The following is a 22,910-nucleotide window of genomic DNA, read 5'->3' as shown; positions in this document are numbered from 1 at the left end:
ATTGTACTATTTCGAGTGATTCCAAACAAAGTCAGCAATGGGTCTATCTGCCGACAAAGGAAGATTTTCAATGTAATTGAATAAAACCGATCGCATTTTTACATTCCCGACTCCCAAACGCCTCTCGACGCGACTGGGAATGCCGTAACCGTAAATAATGTGTCCTTTCCCCACCAACACGACAACTTGATAGTCGGGGTTTGCTTTGACAAATTGGGCGATTTTTTCCGCCATAGTTTCGTCCCACAAAACTTGGGCTTGCAAGAATCTTTCAAAAGCCGTACTATTTCCCTGTGCTGCCTTTTGGTGTTGCTGGTAAACTTCTAGCAGCAGTTGCCGATATTCGGCGTTGTCGGTGCGAATTTCCGATATTGGGGGAATGTGCTTTTTTTCCTCTGCTGTGAGGCTTTCTAAACCTTGAGACGCAACTTTTCTCGTTACTTCGGATGGTGTATTTAAGGCGAGGACAGGTAGTTGATTTTCTTTGGCAAACCGCAAAATAGGGGCGTAAGATTCCCAGGGAAAACGCCATCTGCGATCGTACTCTGTTTGCTCGACTAATTGCTGTTCAGTCAGTTTACCTGCTAAGTAGTTGTCGATCGCGCTTTGAAAGGGACGCTGAAACATTTCCATCGCGATCGCAATTTTCCGATTTTGCCGCTGCATTTCTCGGATAATCGCCAGTTGAGCTTGGTGATCTTCCGCGCTATCGTGGGTTTCTCCCAGATACACGACTTTTGCCTTTACCAACTGTTGTAGAATCTCTTGGTTCGTGTAAGTTTGCCCAGGTTGAGGGTTCGCCGTCGTTTGCGCTGTCACTGCACTGCTGCACAGCAGAAAGATACTGAGCGATAAGGCGCACAGTTTGATGAGTTTGGTTGTTTTCATACAAATATTATGCCGTTTCTCGCAGCAGCAAGCACAGCCGAACTCTACTATTTGAGCTGAGCAGCTAGAAAGCTCAATGCTTAATTTAACTTCATAATTATCGGCAGTTACTTCTAAAAATGTAAAGTTTAGTTGCAGGTACTTGCGCTTCTAGAAGAAGGTGATAAATTAATAATATGAAGCAAACAAAAAGCTTCTCCGACAGATACCAAATCCAGATATCACAGCGAAGTTCACAATAGAATCTAAGGAGTAAAACGCTGTCTAATCTCACATCTGTCTCATCAAAAACCAATAGCAGCACCCACCAACAAAGCTGATACTTCCTCAAATAATTAGAGGGGAGCAATGCAACTGAATCCGAGGATTATTGCAACTCCACATCGAAGTTGAAAAAGAGGAAATCACTCGGTACATATGGCTGGGTGCTGTTGTTGTTAAAAGAGATTTTCCGTTTGTGATGTTTTTTTCACTAGAGGCAGAGCTTCTAGATAGGCGTTACCGGGCAGAGCCGGGTAACGAGCCTAAAAGGAGAAAAACTAGAAAATTACTGGAAAATTGTCTCGTCTTCCTTTCGCCACGCCGGATCGACGATACAAATAAATATTAGCGGCTCTGTGCCACAGTTGTAAATAAACTGCTTGGCGTTTGGGGGAATGTAAACTGCATCTCCGGCTTCCACGAATTGATTTTCGTCGTCGATGTGCATTTCTCCAACGCCGCTGAGGATGTAGTAAACTTCAGAAGTTGTCAGGGAGTGCAGCGCAGAAGTTTGTCCCGGTGGCAAAGTGGCGTGGGCTAAACTGTAACGCAAATCCACAGCTTGTTTGTCTGGATGCAGTAATTCTCGCAGTTGAGTACCGTCGCCAGCAATAAACTCGTCGCAGGCATTTAGCTTTTGAATTAGCATTCTTTCCCATCTCCTGAAAATCTCTTTACCACAAGATCAGTTTAATTGAAAAGACATCTGGAAAAATCCCCAAATCGTTGGATTGAAAAGTTTGTGGCTGTTTGACACCTGCGGTCAAACAGCCACAAACGGAACAGGCGATCGGGCGAGAGAAGATTAATTAATAGAAACAAGCCTATTTAATCAACCATTTTAATTCATTTTTTTTATTTAATTGCACTTTAACGCAGCAGAACTATCCCACCTATTGGGAGTTAGACACTTTAAGGCCCCTAAACGGGCCGGGACTTAAACAAATTTTAAGCCCAAACTTGGTATGTGTGTGGCAAATACGTCACCATTATTTTGCACGCAACGGACAAATCTCTAAGATATGGCTGTTCTCAAAGCATGGGGGCATGGCGTCGGGCGTGGTTTTTTTTCAGGAGTGTAGCTTGACGTAAAAAGCACTATCCTCTATAAATTATAAGCTATCTATTCTTATTTCATTGTTTAAGTCCCGTTAGCTGTAGTAGGAGCAGTAGCACTTGGAGCTGCTGTAGGCGTGACCCAGTGGATTCGAGCTACTGAAAACTCCATTTCTAAACCTTATAGATGTCTAGAAAGGGAGTTTATCAGAGAAGTATTATGCCTTGGAGCTGGTTGAGCAATCGTTTGGATAATTTCCTACTGTAGAAATGCTAATACACAGCACTTAGACTTACTTTTCTAAGATTGCTCAACCAAACACCCCTAAAATACAAAGTTGTTCAGAGCGCTCAGATCGCCAGCCAGAACGTTTTCGACAGTAATGTAATTTTTGAATTTGTTGTCATCACTAAAGCCATCTTGATTGATCTGGAGGACAACTTTGCCATCTCTTTGAACCAACTGCACATAGCCATCCGCGATCGCGTTTGTGCCGTTATAGCCGCCAGGAACCAAGCTATCGAGCAACTGGGTGAGAACGATTTTATCAGTGCCAGTGATAAAGTCCTCAATCCGGTCTCCCGAATCTTCAATGTTGGTGTAGACAAAGCGATCGCTACCAGCGCCACCCGTAAGCTTATCCCCACCGGAACCACCAGTAATGACTTCATTCAAAGCGGTGCCAGTAAAGGAATCATTTTTTTGTGTTCCGACATACTGAGGAAGGGTGAAACGAGCCACACTGGGGTCGTGGTCACTATCCTGATCCGCAAACTCAGAGTTGATATGAACAACATCAAACTCATCTAAATTATTAAACAGCGTATTGCTCGCCAAGATGTGATCCAAAACCTGCGCGTTGCCTTGGAAGTTGTAGGTGTACTGCTCATTTGCCGGTAGGGTTTCGATCAGGTTGTTTAGGATAGGTGTACCGACACCACCGGGCGTCCCTTTGAGGATGTTCAAGGGTTCAGAGAACGGAAAGTCATTCAAGTCACCCAAAACAATCACATTTGCCGTAGAGTCTGCGGCGAGGATGCTATCTACAAAGTTGTTAACAATCTGCGCTTGCTGGCGGCGTTGGACTTCACTCGTGAGGACTGGGGGCTGGTTTGGCCCAAAGAGGGGCTGATCGCCACCCTTGGAATTGAAGTGGTTTCCAATCACGAAGAGCTTGTGACCGTTGAACAGAAACTCCCCGACCAAAGGCTTACGGCTATTTGCGAAGGCGTCACCATCCGAGAGATCGGTGTCAACGATCCGACCCGGACTGAAGGAAAGCTGCGGGTCGCCACCAACATTATTTACAGTGGTTTGCGTTGTGGCTGTCCCACCCGGACGATCTACATACGTGACCCGTTCTGGCTTAAATAGAAAACCGACGCGGATATTTCCCCCCGGTTCACCACCATCCTGGTCATCAGTTGGATTAATCTGACGGAACTCATAAGTCGGGCCGCCTGCCGCCTGAATCGCTGCGATCAAGGTGTTGTAAGTGATGGCAGCATCAACAACGCTATCGTTAGTCGGACCGTTATTGTCTTGAATCTCCTCTAGGGTAATGATGTCCGGTGATTGAAGGTTAGTAACGATGCGTTGAGCCAAGGCATTGAACTGGGTAGCCCCATCACCTGGGTCTAAGTTCTCCACATTAAAGGTAGCGACCGTCAGCTTGTCATCAACTGGGTTTAGGGTAGTGACTTCCTTCTCTAATGGACTAGGAGTATCAACAGTGATGGGGGAAGTTGCCAGCACTTCGTAGTTGTTGAAGTTGTAGCTTATCACCCCGGTCACTGTGTCGAGTTGCGCTCCGACATCAACCAAGGGTGACGAAGAGCCAGGACGAATCAGATCATCATCAATCTGAATGCGTTCGGGGTTAAAGTCATTAGGACTGATGAGGCTACCCCCACGAGCTGTCCGCCCCGTGGCATCTGCGCCATTGTCATCAAGTACCCAAATCTCCCCAAAATTGTTTGTCGGACTAACTGCTACAGGATTGTTGACCTGTACTAGCATTCCTTCCAGGCTTTCATAGTAATCAATGCCTTCAGTAGCAGGCTCAAAATCACCGCCTGTTTCCACGTTGCCAGGGTTAGCCGTGGAGAAGTCGTTGTTGATGACTAATGTGGGAGGATTGACGCTTATGGGGGTAATCGTGGTTGTGGGCGCAGTTGTCCAGGGGGTAACGCTTAGAGCTTGAGTCGAGGTGTTACTAATCTGGGTAGTCGTGAGGTTATTCGCTCCAGGACGAAACTCACTCACAGTACCCGTGACCAGAACAGCACTACCGAGGCTGACACTGTTGAGAATAGCTGAGCCTGCGGAGCTTGTGCCTGTGAAGACAAAAATCCCCTCAGATGTTGCCGCGTCGGCATCGGGTGTAGGGTCTTGGAGGTAGAATCCGTTAGAAGCTTTGGCGGTAACGATTCCGGCAACATTGAAGACACCGACTCGATCCGTTGCAGAGGTAAGAAGGGGGGAGATGTGATCGGTTCCTTGGATGTCGCGGATGCGGGTCAGTGGCACATCATTATCTGCAATGGTCACTGTGCCTGTGCTCGAACCACCGAGGTCATAATCGCTGGTATCGACTAGGTTGAGCGTGATGGTCTCATTGCCTTCCACTGCACTATCGTCTACTGGTGCGATCGCCAAATCGACAAAGGATTGCCCAGCGTCAATGGTGGCAATCCCAGTCAAATTCGGCGTATAGTCCGTGCCATTGGTCGCCTGACCCGTACCCGTGGCGACGGTGTAGTTCACGCTTAGGGGGGCACTCGTGTCACCTGTGCGCGTAATTCTAAACGTCCCTGGCTCTTGCCCTGCCTCTGCTGCGTTTGCGTCTGTTGCCTGAAGTGTGACTGTTGTTGTGGGTTCGCCACCACCAGGAGTACCTGTGATGCTGATGTCATCAACCCCGATCCACTCATCATTCCCAACAGCGTTAGTTGTGATGATCCGGAGTTGAACTTGAGATTGATTGTGTGCTCCTGCTGGCAAGGTGACATTAACTGGTGTGACTTCGGTTGCTAAACTTGGACCAGTGCTGGCGTCTGCAACGTAGCCAGCAGGGATATTAATAAAATTGCCCGATGTCCCGACGCGGTATTGCAAAGCGACTGGTTGAACAGCGTTATCGATAGAACCATCCACATCGCGGAGATTGAAGGAGACGTTGATGTTCGTAACGCCGACAGTGTTGAGGTAAATCAGCAAAAAAGGGGCATCTGCTGTACCGGAACCAGTTAGGGCAACAACGGGGTTCGCGATCTCAAATTCAGCAACACCACCTGTGTTAAAGGTGTTGGGATTTGTCTGATTTGCATTGACATCAATGGGCGATGTGCCGGCCACAACAATGGTTTGTGGATCTGTTCCCGTTGCGCCTGTTAGTTCATCTCCGCGAAAACCATCAATACTTGGGATACCGGACCAGTCATCATTAACCGTGATGAGACTTTTGTTTGACCAATCCTGTGTTAGCGAACCGGTAAGAAGATCGTGATATGTGGGTGCCATTGGTTGGTAAAACCTGTTTTGATTACTGTGGAAAATTGTTGAGTTGGTGGGCGACGATCGCACAGGAAAACGCTATCTTCACTTTAAGGATGCCTGGACGGCGATTACTTATCCTCAAGATGTTTTAGGTGTCAAACCAGGGGACTGATTTGCCCTCAGAATGTCCGAGTCACAACGAATCTAACCTGACTAAACAGTCAGGCTAAAGACGATGCAGCACGAACGACTTCTTTAGATAAAGACTTTTGGCTAAGGTGATAGCCAGTAGCAGAGTACCCTTAGTGTCTGATTTAGAAATACCTTGTTACCCTCGCTACAAATTTGAGTCGTGAACCCAGCTAGACTGTTTCTAAGTAGCTAGAAACAGTGAACCCTCGAATACTCTACACAATCTTTGTAAAGGAAAGGTTAATTTAAATTTAAGCCTAGGAGTTTGTGGTAAATGGGCATTATCAGGTGTCCCAAATTGGAAGTAAAGACATAAAAATCACATTCATCTATGCTGTCGGGTTCGATCGCCTCAATGAAGGAAAGTGCGCCAGTTTTTAACAAATAAATAATCAGTCTTTAATCGTAGCGTGAGACTATACTCGCAAAGCCAAAAATATTTGACTTCAGCGGTATAGAGGAGTGACTTAACGTGGCAGCAATTAACGGCACATCAGGGAATGACACATTAAGCGGGACGATCGCAGCAGACTTAATTTCAGGGTTGGGGGGCAATGACGCCATCTCCTCTGGGGAAGGAAACGATCGGCTTTTTGGCAATTCAGGCAATGACTTTTTATTGGGCGATTCGGGAAATGACGCACTCTACGGCGGTCGAAACCGCGATACCCTTCAAGGTGGCGAAGGAGACGATTTTCTCTCCGGCGAGCTCGATCGCGACATTTTGACTGGCGGTGGTGGTAAAAATATTTTCGCGATCGGGCGGATAGGAACACGCACTACTGGCGGTTCCCAACTAGAAAATGCTGACCTCATCACCGATTTTGTTAAAGGTCAAGACTTAATCAGTCTCAGCGGCATCTCCCCGGCAAATATCGAGATTTCTCAAGGTACGGATAATTTCAGCAACAGTATTGTGATCCGAGATACAGGAACTAACGAATTTCTAGCGATTTTGGAGGGAGTCAACTCCTTCGATGCAGGAGATTTCACTGTTGCCCAAAATCCAGTTCCGGGAGTTCGGTTTTCTAGCTTCAACGCTTCTTTGAATCGCAGTAGTGCCGGTCGGTTAATTACAGACCTTTCAACTCCCAACAACCAGCAAGCAAAGAATGTCGCTGAAACAATTCAGCGTGTAAATCCAGATGTTTTGTTAATTAACGAATTTGACTACGACAGCAGCAGCACAGCCCTAAATTTATTTCAGCAAAACTATCTGTCTGTTAGTCAAAATGGCGCAACTCCTGTTAATTATCCCTTTCGCTATACTGCCCCTTCTAACACGGGCCTTGCTTCGGGTTTAGATTTAGATAATAACGGTTCCGTTGTCACACAAGTTGGCGCAAACGGATACGGCAACGACGCTTTCGGATTTGGCGATTTTCCGGGACAATACGGAATGGCTGTGTACTCAAAATATCCCATTGATACTGCCAATATTCGCACCTTCCAAAACTTCCTTTGGAAAGATATGCCAGGGGCATTATTGCCGGATGACTCGTCTACCCCCGCAGCAAATGACTATTACTCGCCTGCTGAATTAAACGCATTTCGCCTTTCGTCCAAGAGTCACTGGGACGTACCAATTAATATCAACGGCGAGATTGTTCACGCCTTAGTCAGTCATCCCACCCCGCCTGTATTTGACGGCCCTGAAGACAGAAACGGCAGGAGAAATCATGATGAAATTCGCTTTTGGGCAGATTACGTTACTCCCGGCAAAGGTAGTTATATTTACGACGATCGCCGCACAGTTGGCGGACTTGCCCCCAATGCTAGTTTCGTAATTATGGGCGACCAAAATGCCGATCCTGTTGATGGGGATAGTTTTGACAATGCGATTTTGCAGTTGCTAAATAACTCGCGAGTAAATACAGGAGTCACTAGCGCAATTCCTGCAAGTTTAGGCGGAATTCAACAAGTAGCAGACGGCGGTAATAATGTCAACCAAAAAGGCAATCCGGCTTTTGATACGGCGGATTTTGGAGATGCGGGAACGGCTTCGGGAAATCTGCGAGTTGATTATGTTTTGCCGTCGGCTGACTTGCCAATTAATGATGCTGCGGTATTTTGGCCTTTGACGACTGATCCGCTGTACAGATTGGTGGGCGATCGCCAAACTGCGGAAAATACTCCTACTTCTGACCACAGTTTAGTTTGGGCAGATATTGCTGTTGGCGATCGCTCTCCCAGCACCAGTGTCAGAAATATCAACTTCATCGGACAAGCTACTTATCCAACAGGTTCCGTCACGGTAGAAGGAACTCAAGTCGGCGGACTTTCTGGCATTGATTACGACCAAATTAACAACCGCTATTACAGTATTTCTGACGATCGTTCGGACAGAAATCCGGCTCGATTTTATACTCTTAATATCGATTTAAGTTCGGGTTCGCTGTCTAGTTCCGGGATTAATTTCTCTGGGGTGACAACTCTGCTTAACCAAAACAATCAACCTTTTGCTACTAATACTCTCGACCCCGAAGGCATCGGTTTAACGAGTAACGGCACTGTGTTTGTTTCCTCAGAAGGCGAAGTCAGTAACTTGGCTGGTAGACTTCAGAGTCCATTTGTCAACGAGTTTGCTTTAGGGACAGGTAGCCAGTTGCGACAATTACCCGTGCCCTCAAAGTTTGTACCAGTTATAGGCCCAGCAGATGCACCAACAGCGGGAGTTCGCAACAATTTAGCTTTTGAAAACCTGACAATTACTCCTGATGGGAAATTCTTGTTTACAGCAACGGAGAATGCTTTAGTGCAAGACGGGCCGATCGCAACAACTAATACCGGTTCGCGATCGCGCATTCTCAAATACAATTTAACCACAGGACAGCCGGAACAAGAATTTCTTTATGTAACTGACCCAGTGGCAGTTCCAGCAGTTCCAGAGACAGGCTTTAATACAAACGGTTTAGTGGAACTGTTGGCTTTAGACACTCGCGGCACTTTCTTAGCACTAGAACGCTCTTTTTCAGCAGGCGCACCAGGCACTGGAAATACCATCAAGCTCTACGAAGTACGGCTCAACGGAGCCAGCGATATCAGCGGCATTAATTCGCTGAATGCTATTAACATTAATACTGTCAGACCCGTTGAGAAACGTTTGCTGATCAATTTTGACAGCCTGGGTTTGCCGACAGGTTTGGATAATGTTGAAGGGATGACTTTGGGGCCAGTGTTGCCGAACGGACAGCAATCTTTAGTGCTAGTGAGCGACAATAATTTTAGCGCTACCCAGTTTACTCAAATATTGGCTTTTGGGTTGGCTTTGGATAATGAAACTCCCAGGCGATCGCAGTCAGTAGATATTCTAACTGCTGGTGGTGCGATCTCTGCGGTGTCAGGTGATAACATCAGCGTCGAAACCCGCGACAGCAGTGCTTTCATTGCAGACTTCGGGACAGTTTCTGAGTTGATGGGGTTCGATACCGAGCAGAATTATGCGATCGGCCCCACAGCAATAAATCTCCCTGGAGTCGGCGCAGTTAGCCAACCTAGTAGTCAAATAGGGGCTGATTCTTTATCTCTGCCTTCTGCCTTCGGAATGGGGTCTTTTGATTCTCCGTCGAACTCAGGTCTTGTTTAAAAGAGCAAATCCTGTTTATGTACGGGCAATTCATCAGACCTCGCCGAATTTAATTTATGTATAGACGCGATCTCCTTGTCTCCACCAAGGGTTTTAAATGACGCATAATTCTTTTCGGGAGAGGTCTAAAGAGCGAGAGATGTTAAGAAATATGTAAAGCGGCGGTCGAATTTTTCAACCGTAAATTCCCGAATGCCCTCGATAATCAGGACAGTCGATCGCATCTTCAGATAAAGCTATTGTAGGCTGAACGGGACACTTGAGGTGGTAGTCGCCGGTGAAAAATACGCAGTTAGCACAAGGGATTTGGTGCATCCGCTGAGCTCGACGCAGGGAGTCGGTGACAGTCCGCCCGACACTCAAACACAGCAAAAAAACTAAACCCCAGGCGGACACAAAACACAGCGGGACTAAAACAGGCTGTATTGCCTTCAGCAGAAAGTAAAGCATAGCAAGAAAATTTAGCGGTATAAGCCACACATACATTACAGTAGTGGAATTGCCGAGCGATCGACCAAAAAGTTTAGAATCCTTTACAGCTCGATCGAGAAACCGGGCAATTATGGCATGATAAGGAACAGTCCTTAAATAAAATTAGAGGAAATCAGTTATGACTCTGCGATTAGGCGATACAGTTCCCAACTTTACCCAAGCTTCGTCTGAAGGCGAAATCAATTTCTACGACTGGGCTGGCGATAGCTGGGTCGTGTTGTTTTCTCACCCGAAAGACTATACTCCAGTGTGCACCACAGAACTCGGTGCAGTGGCCCGTCTAAAGTCTGAATTTGAAAAGCGGGGCGTCAAAACCATTGCCCTCAGCGTCGATGATGTGGATTCTCACATGGGCTGGATTAAAGATATTGAGGAAACTCAAAATGTCACCCTCAATTATCCGATTTTAGCAGATGGCGATCGTAAAGTCTCCGACATTTACGACATGATCCATCCCAACTCGCTGAACAACTTAACAATCCGCACAGTTTTTGTGATTGACCCGGAAAAGAAACTGCGTTTGAGCATTACTTATCCGGCTAGCACGGGTCGCAATTTTAATGAAATTTTGCGAGTAATTGATTCCTTGCAACTTACGGACAAATACAGCGTTGCGACTCCGGTTGATTGGAAAGACGGCGACGATTGCGTAATCGTACCTTCGATTACCGACCCGAAAGAGTTGGAAGAGAAATTTCCTAAAGGTTATACGCCGATTAAGCCTTATTTGCGGATGACTCCTCAGCCGAATAAATAGGTTTAACATTCCTGGACGCATAACCTAATTCTGTAAGGTGTGCACTGCACACCTTACCTCTATAATTCGCGGCTCAAACCAGCTTGTAGTGAGGACTTGAGTCCTTAATCATGATTTTTGAGGACTAAAGTCCTCACTACAAACAAAGAAATTGTGCAATCTTGTCTGAACAATTTAGAGTGGAGGAAAGGCAAAATGCTCTCATCAACAATTGTGTTGCGAATACCGCCAAAATTGCAAATGACAGACGACGAGTTTTTCGAGTTCTGTCAAATCAATAGTGAGTTACGCATTGAACGCAACAAATCGGGAGAATTGCTAATTATGCCTCCTACTGGTGGAACAACCGGAAATCGCAGCGGTAGCGTGTTTGGAGAGTTGTATATTTGGGCCGGGCAAGATGGAAGCGGTATTTGTTTTGACTCCAGTACGGGATTTAAGCTTGCAATGGGTGACAAGTCTCCAGATGCCTCGTGGATTAAACTGGAACGGTGGAATGCTTTATCTCAAGAACAGCAAGATAAATTCGCACCTATTTGCCCCGATTTTGTAGTAGAACTGAGGTCTGCTTCTGATAATCTCAAGCCATTGCAAGAAAAAATGCAAGAATATATGAGAGAACCAGGAGTGCAGTTAGGCTGGTTAATTGACCGCAAAAATCGCAGAGTTTATATTTACCGTCCTGGTTTGCCAGAAGAATGTTTGGAGAATCCGGCTACAGTTAGCGGCGACCCCGTTTTGCCGGGATTCATACTCAATATGAGCAAGATTTGGTAAAAGTGGTAGCAATAAATATCAACTTATTGTAAAAATTAATAATAGGATGCAAACACGCAAAACATATGGATATTAAAAACGGCTTTGTAGGCACAATCGGCAACACACCACTAATTCGCTTAAACAGCTTCAGCGATGAAACAGGCTGCGAAATTCTCGGCAAAGCAGAGTTTCTTAATCCGGGCGGTTCCGTTAAAGATAGGGCCGCTTTATACATCATCAAAGACGCAGAAGAAAAAGGCTGGCTGAAACCGGGCGGCACCGTTGTGGAAGGCACTGCCGGCAATACTGGCATCGGTTTGGCGCACATTTGCAACGCTAAAGGTTACAAATGTTTGATTGTGATTCCCGATAACCAATCTCAAGAAAAAATCGATGCTTTGAAAACCTTGGGCGCTGAAGTTCGGACTGTTCCCGCTGTTCCTTACAAAGACCCGAATAATTATGTCAAATTATCGGGAAGATTGGCTTCGGAAATGGAGAATGCAGTCTGGGCAAATCAGTTTGACAATTTAGCCAACCGCCGAGCTCATTACGAGACAACTGGCCCGGAAATTTGGGAACAAACAAACGGCAAAATTGATGCTTGGGTAACAGCTACTGGTACTGGCGGCACTTTTGCTGGCGTAGGAATGTTTTTGAAAGAAAAAAATCCTGCTGTTAGAATTGTCTTGGCAGACCCGATGGGCAGCGGGCTTTACAGTTATTTCAAAACTGGGGAAATTAAGACCGAAGGTAGTTCGATTACTGAGGGAATTGGCACCACTCGCGTCACTGCAAATATGGAGAATGCCCCGGTAGACGACGCCATTCAAATTGACGATACTGAAGCTGTCCGGGTGATTTACCAACTGCTGAGGAAAGAAGGGCTGTTTATGGGCGGTTCTGTGGGGATTAATGTGGCGGCGGCCGTGGCTTTAGCGAAGCAAATGGGGCCGGGACATACGATTGTTACGGTACTCTGCGACGGCGGGGCTCGGTATCAGTCGCGTTTGTTCGATCGACAATGGTTGGCTTCCAAAGGTTTGTCACCAGATTAACCGTAGGGTGCGCTGAAGTCTTAAGCTGTCCCGCATCTAAATGGTATTTTTCGGGCGGGCGGGACGCCCACCCCACAATTATTTTATCCAACTCTACTCGTTACCAGGATCGGCCTCGAATTTTCCTGTGCAACCAAGGCTCTTTCTCTGGAAATCTGTTCTCCGGCTCTGCTTGGGAACCCGTTAGAATTCGAGTATATATGCGCGCACCTATTCCCATGATACAAAAATAGCATATATGTAGTAGAAGGTCAAGTAAAAAAACATGAAAATCACAGAATCTTCTAGGCAAGTTCTTGTTTGCCAAAACCGCACTTGTCGCAAGCAAAGTTCAGCAAAGGTACTGGCAGCTTTTCAGAAATTGTCGCCCTCAGAAATTGAAGTTGTTGCTAGCAGTTGTTTGGGACAGTGCGGCAACGGGCCGATGGTGTTGGTGCTGCCAGAAGAGGTTTGGTACAATGCCGTTTGCCCTGAGGAAGTTGCGGCAATAACTGAGCAACATTTGCGGGGAGGAAAGTCGGTGGAGAGGATGCTTTACCGCAAGTTTCACCGACTTTCTAATTAGTCGATCGCCCGCCTTTAAAATTCTTCCGCAAACAACCGGCGGAGAATTTCCGTGACTTCGGCGCAGAATCTGGCGTCGAGTTCGATCGCCAAGCGATCGACATTGCTGGAACTGCCTACAGCTTTTTCTGCCCGCAAAGTCATGGCTAAAGTTCTGAGTTTGGCCGGCTTTCCCGCCGCCTTCGGCCGCTCGTCAACAAACCGCACTAAAGCCACATAAACTGTTTCTAGGGTTCCCCTGATCGCGCTCAGTCCGTAACCCAATTTTGAGATAATTACTGGAGAAGTGATAAGGCCCTCCATCCCCAAAGTTTTAATTGCTACGTCCACATATCGAGCGCTGTCGTGTCCCATTGCTCTGACAATGCTTTCTAAGCTGTTCCACTGAGATGCTTTCATGCGCGATCGCTGTTCGATGTGGAAGTGCCATCCTAACATGGAAATTAGCCTGGTTAAGTCATAAGCAGATACGGAATTTTTTTGTTTGGTGGTATTTAATGCGGCACTTAAAAGCACTTGTTTTTTGGTGAGATCGAATATTTTTGGGTTGGTGAGATAAGGATTTTCGCCGTAATCGCCGCGAAAAATTAGGTCATTATTGCCAGTAGCGCTCTTCAGCCATTGCTCTAGTCCTATGCGAGTATCGAAGCGTTTGAACATCGCAGCTAAGGAGTTTGAACTTCCGATATTGGAGGCATAGTTAATCATGTCTTTTGCTACATCGTAAAAATAATAATCGTGTTTTTGCCCGTTACCATCTCTAACAACGCAGTTGTCAATGTCGCAGTCGGGATATTTGCTATTTAGTTGACTGACGATATTAAGGAGTGCGATAATTTTAGTGGCACTCCACTGCTCAGCATTGGTAAGTGCGTTTTTTCCCAGCCACTGCGCCTGAATTTTGCCGTCTACAAAACTACCAATGCAAACGCAGGCTTCTTTGATGTCTGCGTGGAGAAAATTTAAAGCTTGAGAGTTAATTTGAGGTAGTTCTCCCAGGCTGGGAAAGGGGGTAAGTTTGAGGGGATTATTGGGGCCGGGAATATAGCTAATTACTTTTAAGCCGTCGGGTTTCTGTTTGAGATACTCGGGATAGTTTTTAATTTCTTGTAGATAACGGGATTTTTCAATTCCCCGGTCTAAAAAAGCTAGTTTGTTTATGTTAGCTTTGGCATCTATTTCCATTTGGAGGTAGTTTTTGTAGATGCGCGCTCGGTCTTTTGCGAGTTCGAGGGAGGTGAGGTTCATGATAATTGTTGGCAGCTTGTTACTAATAAGTAAATCACTATACTAGGATTTACGCAAACAAACCGGGTTTCTCTGCAAAATTTTGGGTTAGGGAACGAAAAATTAATGAAGAAACCGGGCCTCAGACAGTAACTGCGTCCAGGACTATATATCTGAGTTCTGACCCTGCGATCAAGCTTTTTTGCCGCGTACTTGGATGCGTTTGTCGGTTTTTTGTTTCTTAATCCAAGAGAGAAATTTCTGGAGTTCAGGGTCATTTTTGAGCTTTTCCACGGTGTTGAGCTCTTGGGCGAGGTGTTTGTTCTCAAATAGAGAGTGAATCTGGCGGTGACAAGCGGAGCAAATGTCGATTGTGGGGCTTGGATCTTCGTTTTTCCGCTTGGTGTTTTGTTTGGGGATGAGGTGATGGGCGGTTAATGCTTCCATTTGTCGATCGCACAATTCGCACTGCATAATTTTCTCAATGCTGCTGGATAGGAGAATTGCTACTTTTAGTTTAGCGCGATCGGCTGTGATTCATCTAAATAAAGGTCCATCGCACTCTCCAAACAATAAAAAACCCCCAATTGGGGGTCATATAAATCTGTTGTGGCAGAGGCCGAAAAGCCTCTGGGATCACAAAATATACAGCAGCAAAAACAAAACAATCCAAATCACATCCACAAAGTGCCAGTAAATCTCAGTCGCTTCGATTCCGAAGTGGTGTTCGCTAGAATAATGACCTTCCGCGCGCGATCGCCACACCACCGCCACCATCAGCAGCACTCCCAACGTTACGTGCAAGCCGTGAAAAGCAGTCAAAACGTAAAAGCAACTGGCATACAAATTCGTCGTCAAGCCAAACTCTAAATGAGCGTATTCGTAAACCTGACCGAACAAGAAAACTGCGCCCATAGCAATAGTTACGAGCAGCCAATTACGCATTCCGGCGGCATCATTCTTTTTGATTGCAGTATCCGCATTGTGAATCACAAAACTGCTAGCAATTAGAATTACCGTATTGATTCCCGGCAGCAATAACTCGCGATCGGGCGTACCTTCAGGAGGCCACGCGGGGGCCATCGCCCGATAAATCAAATACGCGGCAAACATACCGAAAAATATCATGCCTTCAGCGCACAGGAACACAATTACCCCTAACATTCGGTGGTCGGGATGCTCCACACCGTGTGCTTCTACTTCGCCCTCGTGGTGGTAATTCAGGGCTGTTTTTGCCGGATCGATCGCTGGAATTTGCATAAGAAATTGGTAATGAAGAAGTCAGTTGTCAGTTGTCAGTTGTCAGTTGGCAGTTGGCATTAGTCATCAGTCATTAGTTAACAGTCAACAGTCAACAGTCAACAGTCAACAATGCCCAATGACTAATGACTGATGACTAATAACTATTCGCCATCTTGACTTTCATCAGCAGGAGAATCAACATTTACCTCTGATTCAGGAGCGACCAAAGTTGCAGTACGGCCCAAGAAAGTTGAAGCTTGAGCCTCCGCAATAGGAATACCTGTTTTCTGGGCGTTGCGGGTGGCATTTTCCCTCAGCTTGAGTCTGAGACGTTCCCCTGTATTCTGAATTTTTTCCATGCCGTAATCGTAAGGCCCCGTTGCCAATACCGGCACTCCTTCAAAATTTTCGATAGGCGGCGGCGAAGTCGTCATCCATTCCAAACTCAAAGCTTGCCAAGGATTGTCACCTGCTTTCGGGCCGTACCTCCAGCTCCAAATCACATTAATGATAAACGGGATTGTAGACACTGCCAGCATATAAGCACCGACAGTACAAATGACATTAATTGTGGTAAATTTCGGGTCGTACATTGCCACTCGCCGGGGCATTCCTTGCATCCCCAAAGCGTGCATCGGCAGGAAAGTTACAGTAAAGCCAACATAGGTTAAAACAAAGTGAACTCTACCCCAAAATTCATTAATCATCCGCCCCGTCATTTTGGGGAACCAGTGGTAAAAAGCAGCGTAAATTCCAAACACTGAGCCGCCAAACAGCACGTAGTGTAGGTGAGCGACGACAAAATAAGTGTCGTGAACGTGAATGTCGAAAGGTACGGAAGCTACCATGATCCCGGTGATGCCGCCGAGGACAAATGTTGAGATAAAACCCATCCCAAATAGCATCGCGCTGACAAGCCGGAGTTTTCCTCCCCAAATAGTTGCCAACCAGCTAAATATTTTAATCCCTGTTGGTACGGCGATGATCATAGTAGTGATCATAAAAAACATCCGCAGCCAGCCGGGAGTGCCGCTGGTAAACATATGGTGCGCCCACACGATCAAGCCCAAAAAGCTGATGGCGAGACTGGAATATGCGATCGCCAAATAACCAAAAATTGGCTTGCGCGAATGCACTGGCAAAACTTCTGAAATCACCCCGAAAAAGGGCATAATCATAATGTAAACTGCCGGGTGCGAATAAAACCAGAATAAATGCTGGTAGACGATGGGATCGCCGTTGCCGGTCGGGTTAAAAAATGCCGTTCCTGCTAACAAGTCAAACGACAGCAAAATCAAAGCTGCGGCTAACACTGGAGTAGCAATCAAAGTGAGCGCTGAAGTCGCAATCATCGCCCAGCAAAACAAAGGCATATCATTGAGACCCATGCTCGGAACCCGCATGGTAAAGATGGTAACGGCAAAATTAACCGCCCCCAAAATCGAAGAAGTTCCCAGAATCAAAACGCTGAGAATCCAAATTTCTTCCCCCGCTTGAGCAGTAACTAAGCTCAAAGGCGGATAGGAAGTCCAACCCGCCTGTGGAGCTCCCACCAAAAAACTGCTCAACAGCAACACGCCGCCTACGGGAATTAGCCAAAAGGCGATCGCATTTAGCCTGGGAAATGCCATGTCTTTTGCCCCAATCATTAAGGGGATCAAAAAGTTAGCAAATCCGGCTCCGGCGGGTACGATCCACAGGAAGATCATCACCGTCGCGTGAACAGTAAATAAACTGTTGTAGAGTTCGGGGGGGACAAAATCGGAGTCGGGGGTGGCGAGTTCTGTTCGCACCAAAGTGGCCATCACGCCGCCGATTAGATAGAAAATAAATGTTGTTACCAGGTATTGAATACCGATGACTTTGTGGTCGGTATTAAAAGTGAAGTAGTCGCGCCAATGTCTATCAGCGGGCGCTGTTCCGCGAGCCTCAGTGTTGGCACTTTCTTGGAACTGTGCTTGTGTCATAGTTATTAGTCATTAGTTATTAGTCATTAGTTATTAGCTCAAGATAAAATACCCAGTGCCAGGAACTAATGACTATTTTTAGTGATGAGTTGGGTGAAGTTGTTCTAGGGTTTCGGAATTAATTTTTATTTCCCTGACGTAGGGAGCCAAAAATTCTCCGTCTGACAATTCCCCAGGATTGACTGCAACTGCTTGCTCTAAGTTTTGACTGCTAGCAACTTGCTGGCTTTGCAGCCAAGTGTCGAATTCTTCTGGCGTGTGAACGACTGCTACAGCTTTCATCGCTCCGTGATAAGCGCCGCACAATTCAGCACAAACCACCCGGTATTCGCCGGTTTTAGTTGCTGTAAATCTCAGTTCGCTCGGCCGCCCGGGAATTGCATCTTGTTTGAGGCGAAATTCCGGCAGCCAAAATGCGTGCAGCACGTCTTGAGCTGAAATATTTAGCTGTACGTCGCGGTTGGCTGGCATATGCAGTTCGCCAGAACTAACGCCGCTTTCTGGATAGCTAAAAATCCAGGCGTATTGCAAACCCATGACATTTACAACTAAGTCTGCTGGTTTGTCTTCATTTTCTGGGGAAGCACCTACCCCTAAAGCAACGAGTTTTGGAGACGGGATTTGAGGAGTTTTTTGGGGTGTATCTGAGAGTGTGGCTGCGATCGCACTTCCCCGCATTTTAGAGTGCGCTTGCATGGTGCCGTGGTCGTGATTGCCCATCGGATCGAGGCCTCCCATTGAGTTGTAAATCTCAAAACTGTAGACTCCGATTCCTAAAATAATCACCGCCGGCACGGCTGTCCAAAGAATTTCTAAGGGAAAGTTGTCATGCCAAGGCGGCCCGTCTGTGTTGTCTCCTTGACGGCGGCGATATTTAATTGCAGCAAAGACGAGCACTCCCTGGACCATGATAAATAGTCCAGTGGAAATGGTCATCATTGTATTGAAAAGTGCGTCTATGTCGGATGCTTCATCAGAGGCGGCGATCGGGAGTAAACCGTGATTCTGCCCGTACCAGAGACTGATCAGAGTCACTACGATGCCGGCGAGCATGGTGAGGATGGAACTTGGAATGTTCACGCTGGTACTTCTTAATAGCGACACTTCTTCGCTTGAAAAATGAAGGAAGCGCCTCTGGGTTATCAATTTTTAATTGTAAATGGTATTTTTAGTAAAATGTCTATCTTAAGGGTTACTTAAGGCTTAGTATGTGTGACCGAGCGCCCGCGCGCCTCAAAAATACGTCTTTTGTATCTTGACAAAAATGAGTAAAAATGGTAAACAATCGCTCTGTTTGGCTGCTACATTTGAGATGGTTTCTCAAACACCATCAAATGCTGCTGGGGCAACATATCTTTTGTCTCTTTCCATACTAAACCGACGGCGGCCATTTCTTTTTTCACCTGCTTCTGCGTCATTTTGTGCAAACCTTTAATGGGAATCAGCGGGTTTTCGCCCCGATACTCGATCGATACTGTGCGGCCTCCCGGTTTGAGTGCTTTCACAATTCCTTGCATCATTTCTCGGGGATATGCAAATTCGTGATAAGCATCGACCATCAAAACTAAATCTACGCTGTTTTCCGGCAAATTCGGATTGTCGATCCTTCCCAAAACTGGCTCAACGTTAGCAATATTTTTTTCTTGTTTATTCAATTTAATAAAATCAATCATTTCCGGCTGCACGTCAACAGCCAAAACCTTTCCTTCTGGAACTAAGGGAGCGAGGCGAAAGCTAAAATATCCCGTTCCCGCTCCAATGTCTGCTACAACATCGGTCGGTTTTAAATCGAGATTGTTGACTAAGCGAGCTGATTTTTCTTCCATGCCGCGAGACGGTCTTTCCAGCCAACTAGCGCCTTGATATCCCATGACTTGGGCAATTTCTCGACCCATGTAAAATTTGCCGATTCCGTCCGGATTGTGGACGGTTCGCTGCTGGTAAATGGCGTCGCCATTTGCGGTTTTACTGGCTGCTGCACAGGCATTGAGCGGCAACAGGCAAATTATTGCTAAGATAATTGCTGCTAGCGGTTTTATGAATTGCCGGTTTTTCACGATCGTCCTAACTGTATGTTTAATTTTTTCATTACCAGGCTCTGCGCGGTAATGCAGAACCACAGGAAGAGCCGAGCGAATATCTAAAATAGTTTAAGATTTAGCTGACAGCGGATTCTAACAATTTAATTGTACCAGAGTCAGCGTCGATTTCGACTTCTTGACCGATCGGCAAAGTGAACTGATCCCGCATATGTCCCACCATTGAACCGTACCACGCGGGAATCTTCAAAGGGCGAATGTGGTCGGACAAGACTTGAGGTAAGGTTAGGGATTCTTGGGGTTTTTCAGCTTCGCACTTGGTACACTGTCCGAAAATAAAACCGGATATTTTATCGAGAATGCCGGCTAATTTGAGCTGCGTCAACATTCTATCGATGCGATAAACTTCTTCGCCAACTTCTTCAACAAACAAAATACTGTTTTCCCACGGCGGTAAATATGCAGAACCTACCATTGCTGCGATTACTGATAAATTGCCGCCGATTAGTTTTCCCCTAGCTGTGCCGCGCCCGATTGTTTGAACTTGCACGCTTTTGGAGTTTTGCATCGTCACAGAACCTCCGTCAAACAAAACTTTTTTGACGTAATCCACTGTAAAGGGACTCCAAGTTGACGCACCTAAAGGGCCGTGAAAAGTAACTCTATTAGTTTTAGCATAAATCGCCAATAACAGCGCAGTAATATCGCTAAATCCCATAATAATTTTGGGATTGTTGCCGATAATATTGTAATCCAGAAGCGGCAATATCCGACCGCAGCCCCAGCCGCCCATCCCGGTAAAAATAGCTCGCACTGAGTCATCGGCAAAGGCTGCGTTGACATCGGCGGCGCGATCGGCATCCTTGCCTGCTAAATAGCCGTAGCGGTCGTAAAAATGCTCTCCCAATTTAACTTTTAAACCCAGCTTTTCGATAACTTTAAAAAACTCCTCGATTTCTTTTTTGTAGTTGAAAGCTGCAGGATTGATTAAAGCTATAGTATCGCCAACTTGCAGGCGGCGGGGCTTAACGATCGCACTTTTGGGAGATAGGTTGGTTTGCGCGATCCTATTCGAGGGCTTCGCTAACGGCAAAAGCTGAGTACCAATAGCAGTCAGCCCAAAAGTTCTGAGCAGAACACGGCGGCGGAGAGTCATAGCTGTTAGGTAACTTTTGCTATAATTGTATAGGAAAATCTCTGCCATATCACTTGAAAATTGCGAGTTTCAAATGAAAACCCACACTAAAATCTCAGCTAAAAAATCCTGGGCCAAATCTTTAGCCCTTCCTGCTGCGGAGTTTCCGCTGACTCAGCTATCGGTTAAAACTGGTAAAATTCCCGAAGGATTGCGCGGCAGTCTCTACCGCAATGGGCCCGGACGTTTGGAACGCGGCGGTGTTGCTGCGGGACACTGGTTTGATGGCGACGGTGCAATTTTGGCAGTACATTTTACCGATGTCGGTGCTAGGGCTGTTTATCGCTACGTGCAAACAGCGGGATATCTAGCTGAAGAAAAAGCTGATAAATTTCTCTACAGTAATTATGGCATGACAGCACCGGGCCCTGTGTGGTTGCGGTGGACTAAAACTGTTAAAAATGCTGCCAATACTTCTGTTTTAGCTTTGCCCGATCGCCTTTTGGCATTGTGGGAAGGTGGCCCGCCTCACCGCCTCGATTTGCAAACCCTGGAAACTCAGGGAACGGACGATTTAGGCAGTTTAGATAGTAAATTTGTTTATTCTGCTCACTGCAAGCGCGACCCGATTACTGGCAATATTTTTAACTTTGGAATTACCAACGGTGCGACTACAAAGTTGAATCTGTATAAAAGCGATTTTACTGGCAAAGTCGTGCAACAATCAACAGTTGCTTTAGATGGAATTTACGCGCTCCACGATTTTGTTTTTGCGGAAAAGTATCTGATATTTTTTATCCCGCCGGTGCAAGTCAATTTTTTGCCATTGTTAACGGGAATTAGCAGTTATAGCGAGTCCTTTAAGTGGAAACCGGAGTTAGGTACTCAGATATTAGTTTTTGACTCAGAAACTCTATCTTTAGTTAGTCGCGGCAAAACTGATTCTTGGTTTCAGTGGCATTTTGCTAACGGTTTTGTCAAGGAAGATGGTTCGGTAGCGGTTGATTTTGTGCGCTTCGCTGACTTTCAAACTAATCAGCGGCTGAAAGAAGTAGCGGCGGGTGAAACTCGCACTGATGCGGAGGGGACTCTGTGGCGGGTGTGTCTAAATCCTCAAACTGGCCAAGTGACAGCAGCCGAAGAATTGCTGGATCAACCTTGCGAGTTTCCGACGGTACCTCCTTCAGAAATAGGGCAAGACTCGCGATATATTTATCTGGCAATGTATCGGCCTAACGTTGATATTGTACCGGAACGTTTCGGTGCGATCGCCCGTTTTGACACGCAAAGCCGCAATCTCACAATTGCCGACTTGGGCGAAAATCGCTATCCCGCAGAGCCCATCTACGTTCCAGATATTTTCTCGGACAAAGGTTGGATAGTAACAGTTATTTATGACGGCAATTCTGACAGCAGCGAAGTCTGGATATTTGACAGCGACGGACTTTCCCGCGAACCTGTTTGCAAGCTAGAATTGCCCGGTGTCATACCTTTGGGCTTTCACGGCACTTGGAAATCGGCCGTATGAGAAAATTGTAAAGAAGTGTTGCGGAAGATTTATTAAAAATTGTTGCCGCTTCTCTGTCAAGTTGTTAAGGTGTGTGTAGATAGGAAATTCTCATATCTAGGAGGTGTGGAATTGATAATCTGCATTGCTCAATTATCCTGTGCCAATTCGCACGAATTTCCGGCGATTTTAAGTCGCCGCTGCACAGGATCTCGTCTGCCTCTGCGGACTCAAAAAAGAGGGGTAATTAAGCCCTGGCGAATAACCCATCCCGGCGAATATTGCCCGCCAATTTATTCGCAGCTACCCAGGCAAAATCCGCCTCCACGGACTGAAGAAAGAGGGGTTCTCCAACCCCGGTAAATGACAAATTCGCGGATCACCAATCCCCGGCGAGTTTATTCGCGGCTACACAGGCAAAGTCCGCCTCCGCGAACTGAAGAAAAAGCGGTAATAAAGCCCGCTTGGCCATGATTTCCCACTCGGTTTTCTCATCTCAGCTTTGTCTGCTGGAATGAGGTTAAATGACCAGATAATTGACTGATTTCTGGCAAACCAAAAGTTTAGTTCAACTCACGCGCACGTTAGCGATTCAAAAGTTTTTAGTTTTGAGTTAACCCCACAAGTAATATGAGGTCTATCGAAACAAGATAGCCTTTTCAACAATTATGAATTATGAGT

The 22,910-nt window shown here is 46.3% G+C and carries 17 protein-coding genes; 6 read left to right on the top strand and 11 right to left on the bottom strand.

The window, feature by feature from the left end; genetic code table 11:
* Nucleotides 1-6 precede the first annotated feature (6 nt).
* From D0A34_16870 to D0A34_16860, 3 genes are all read right to left on the bottom strand, one after another.
* Entirely contained in the window at nt 7-888 is an 882-nt protein-coding gene (locus tag D0A34_16870; protein UNU20323.1) for a hypothetical protein, read from the bottom strand.
* A gap of 547 nt (nt 889-1,435) precedes the next feature.
* Nucleotides 1,436-1,798, bottom strand: a complete 363-nt coding sequence (locus D0A34_16865) for a cupin domain-containing protein (protein ID UNU20322.1) — start codon at nt 1,796-1,798, stop codon at nt 1,436-1,438.
* A 732-nt stretch (nt 1,799-2,530) separates the two neighbouring features.
* Nucleotides 2,531-5,728 (bottom strand): hypothetical protein, encoded by a 3,198-nt coding sequence (locus D0A34_16860; protein ID UNU20321.1) that lies wholly within the window; start codon nt 5,726-5,728, stop codon nt 2,531-2,533.
* 640 nt (nt 5,729-6,368) lie between these two features.
* Between D0A34_16860 and D0A34_16855 the strand changes: the two genes are divergently transcribed.
* Nucleotides 6,369-9,482 carry an endonuclease/exonuclease/phosphatase gene (locus D0A34_16855; protein ID UNU20320.1) on the top strand — a complete coding sequence of 1,038 codons (3,114 nt, stop codon included), beginning with the start codon at nt 6,369-6,371 and terminating at the stop codon, nt 9,480-9,482.
* Between the two features lie 174 nt (nt 9,483-9,656).
* Here the strand turns inward: D0A34_16855 and D0A34_16850 are convergent, their stop codons facing one another.
* Nucleotides 9,657-9,932: a hypothetical protein gene (locus D0A34_16850; GenBank protein ID UNU20319.1), complete on the bottom strand. Its 276-nt coding sequence runs from the start codon at nt 9,930-9,932 to the stop codon at nt 9,657-9,659.
* Nucleotides 9,933-10,092: 160 nt separating this feature from the next.
* Between D0A34_16850 and D0A34_16845 the strand changes: the two genes are divergently transcribed.
* The 4 genes from D0A34_16845 to D0A34_16830 all read left to right on the top strand — a co-directional run bounded on the left by D0A34_16845 (nt 10,093) and on the right by D0A34_16830 (nt 13,113).
* Entirely contained in the window at nt 10,093-10,731 is a 639-nt protein-coding gene (locus tag D0A34_16845) for a peroxiredoxin (protein UNU20318.1), read from the top strand.
* Nucleotides 10,732-10,926: 195 nt separating this feature from the next.
* On the top strand, nt 10,927-11,508 hold the full coding sequence (locus tag D0A34_16840) for a Uma2 family endonuclease (protein UNU22338.1): 582 nt from the start codon (nt 10,927-10,929) through the stop codon (nt 11,506-11,508).
* Nucleotides 11,509-11,573: 65 nt separating this feature from the next.
* The gene (locus D0A34_16835) at nt 11,574-12,548 is read left to right on the top strand and encodes a cysteine synthase A (protein ID UNU20317.1); all 975 of its coding nucleotides are present in this window, start codon (nt 11,574-11,576) and stop codon (nt 12,546-12,548) included.
* 265 nt (nt 12,549-12,813) lie between these two features.
* Nucleotides 12,814-13,113, top strand: coding sequence for a (2Fe-2S) ferredoxin domain-containing protein (locus tag D0A34_16830; protein UNU20316.1), 300 nt, complete (start codon nt 12,814-12,816; stop codon nt 13,111-13,113).
* Nucleotides 13,114-13,127: 14 nt separating this feature from the next.
* Here D0A34_16830 and D0A34_16825 read toward each other — a convergent pair whose 3' ends face one another.
* The 7 genes from D0A34_16825 to D0A34_16795 all read right to left on the bottom strand — a co-directional run bounded on the left by D0A34_16825 (nt 13,128) and on the right by D0A34_16795 (nt 20,743).
* A complete protein-coding gene (locus tag D0A34_16825; protein ID UNU20315.1) occupies nt 13,128-14,360 on the bottom strand; it encodes a hypothetical protein in 1,233 nt (410 codons plus the stop codon).
* 171 nt (nt 14,361-14,531) lie between these two features.
* Nucleotides 14,532-14,813, bottom strand: a complete 282-nt coding sequence (locus tag D0A34_16820) for a hypothetical protein (GenBank protein UNU20314.1) — start codon at nt 14,811-14,813, stop codon at nt 14,532-14,534.
* A gap of 162 nt (nt 14,814-14,975) precedes the next feature.
* Nucleotides 14,976-15,599 carry a heme-copper oxidase subunit III gene (locus D0A34_16815; protein ID UNU20313.1) on the bottom strand — a complete coding sequence of 208 codons (624 nt, stop codon included), beginning with the start codon at nt 15,597-15,599 and terminating at the stop codon, nt 14,976-14,978.
* A 143-nt stretch (nt 15,600-15,742) separates the two neighbouring features.
* The gene (gene ctaD / locus D0A34_16810) at nt 15,743-17,548 is read right to left on the bottom strand and encodes a cytochrome c oxidase subunit I (GenBank protein ID UNU20312.1); all 1,806 of its coding nucleotides are present in this window, start codon (nt 17,546-17,548) and stop codon (nt 15,743-15,745) included.
* Nucleotides 17,549-17,626: 78 nt separating this feature from the next.
* Nucleotides 17,627-18,628, bottom strand: a complete 1,002-nt coding sequence (locus tag D0A34_16805; protein ID UNU20311.1) for a cytochrome c oxidase subunit II — start codon at nt 18,626-18,628, stop codon at nt 17,627-17,629.
* Between the two features lie 221 nt (nt 18,629-18,849).
* On the bottom strand, nt 18,850-19,608 hold the full coding sequence (locus D0A34_16800) for a class I SAM-dependent methyltransferase (protein ID UNU22337.1): 759 nt from the start codon (nt 19,606-19,608) through the stop codon (nt 18,850-18,852).
* A gap of 97 nt (nt 19,609-19,705) precedes the next feature.
* The gene (locus tag D0A34_16795; protein ID UNU22336.1) at nt 19,706-20,743 is read right to left on the bottom strand and encodes an LD-carboxypeptidase; all 1,038 of its coding nucleotides are present in this window, start codon (nt 20,741-20,743) and stop codon (nt 19,706-19,708) included.
* Nucleotides 20,744-20,816: 73 nt separating this feature from the next.
* On the opposite strand from D0A34_16795, the gene D0A34_16790 reads away from it, so the two are divergent.
* Entirely contained in the window at nt 20,817-22,250 is a 1,434-nt protein-coding gene (locus D0A34_16790; protein ID UNU20310.1) for a hypothetical protein, read from the top strand.
* Nucleotides 22,251-22,910 lie beyond the last annotated feature (660 nt).

Origin of the sequence: Microcoleus vaginatus PCC 9802, from assembly GCA_022701275.1 — a bacterium.
In the GTDB taxonomy this organism is placed as follows: domain Bacteria; phylum Cyanobacteriota; class Cyanobacteriia; order Cyanobacteriales; family Microcoleaceae; genus Microcoleus; species Microcoleus vaginatus_A.
This window is presented reverse-complemented; position numbering and strand designations above follow the sequence as displayed.

Coding starts and splice junctions, on each gene's coding strand:
- D0A34_16870 (UNU20323.1), bottom strand. CDS start 888: ATGAAAACAACCAAACTCATCAAACTGTGCGCCTTATCGCTCAGTATC.
- D0A34_16865 (UNU20322.1), bottom strand. CDS start 1,798: ATGCTAATTCAAAAGCTAAATGCCTGCGACGAGTTTATTGCTGGCGAC.
- D0A34_16860 (UNU20321.1), bottom strand. CDS start 5,728: ATGGCACCCACATATCACGATCTTCTTACCGGTTCGCTAACACAGGAT.
- D0A34_16850 (UNU20319.1), bottom strand. CDS start 9,932: ATGCTTTACTTTCTGCTGAAGGCAATACAGCCTGTTTTAGTCCCGCTG.
- D0A34_16845 (UNU20318.1), top strand. CDS start 10,093: ATGACTCTGCGATTAGGCGATACAGTTCCCAACTTTACCCAAGCTTCG.
- D0A34_16840 (UNU22338.1), top strand. CDS start 10,927: ATGCTCTCATCAACAATTGTGTTGCGAATACCGCCAAAATTGCAAATG.
- D0A34_16835 (UNU20317.1), top strand. CDS start 11,574: ATGGATATTAAAAACGGCTTTGTAGGCACAATCGGCAACACACCACTA.
- D0A34_16830 (UNU20316.1), top strand. CDS start 12,814: ATGAAAATCACAGAATCTTCTAGGCAAGTTCTTGTTTGCCAAAACCGC.
- D0A34_16825 (UNU20315.1), bottom strand. CDS start 14,360: ATGAACCTCACCTCCCTCGAACTCGCAAAAGACCGAGCGCGCATCTAC.
- D0A34_16820 (UNU20314.1), bottom strand. CDS start 14,813: ATGCAGTGCGAATTGTGCGATCGACAAATGGAAGCATTAACCGCCCAT.
- D0A34_16815 (UNU20313.1), bottom strand. CDS start 15,599: ATGCAAATTCCAGCGATCGATCCGGCAAAAACAGCCCTGAATTACCAC.
- ctaD (UNU20312.1), bottom strand. CDS start 17,548: ATGACACAAGCACAGTTCCAAGAAAGTGCCAACACTGAGGCTCGCGGA.
- D0A34_16795 (UNU22336.1), bottom strand. CDS start 20,743: ATGACTCTCCGCCGCCGTGTTCTGCTCAGAACTTTTGGGCTGACTGCT.
- D0A34_16790 (UNU20310.1), top strand. CDS start 20,817: ATGAAAACCCACACTAAAATCTCAGCTAAAAAATCCTGGGCCAAATCT.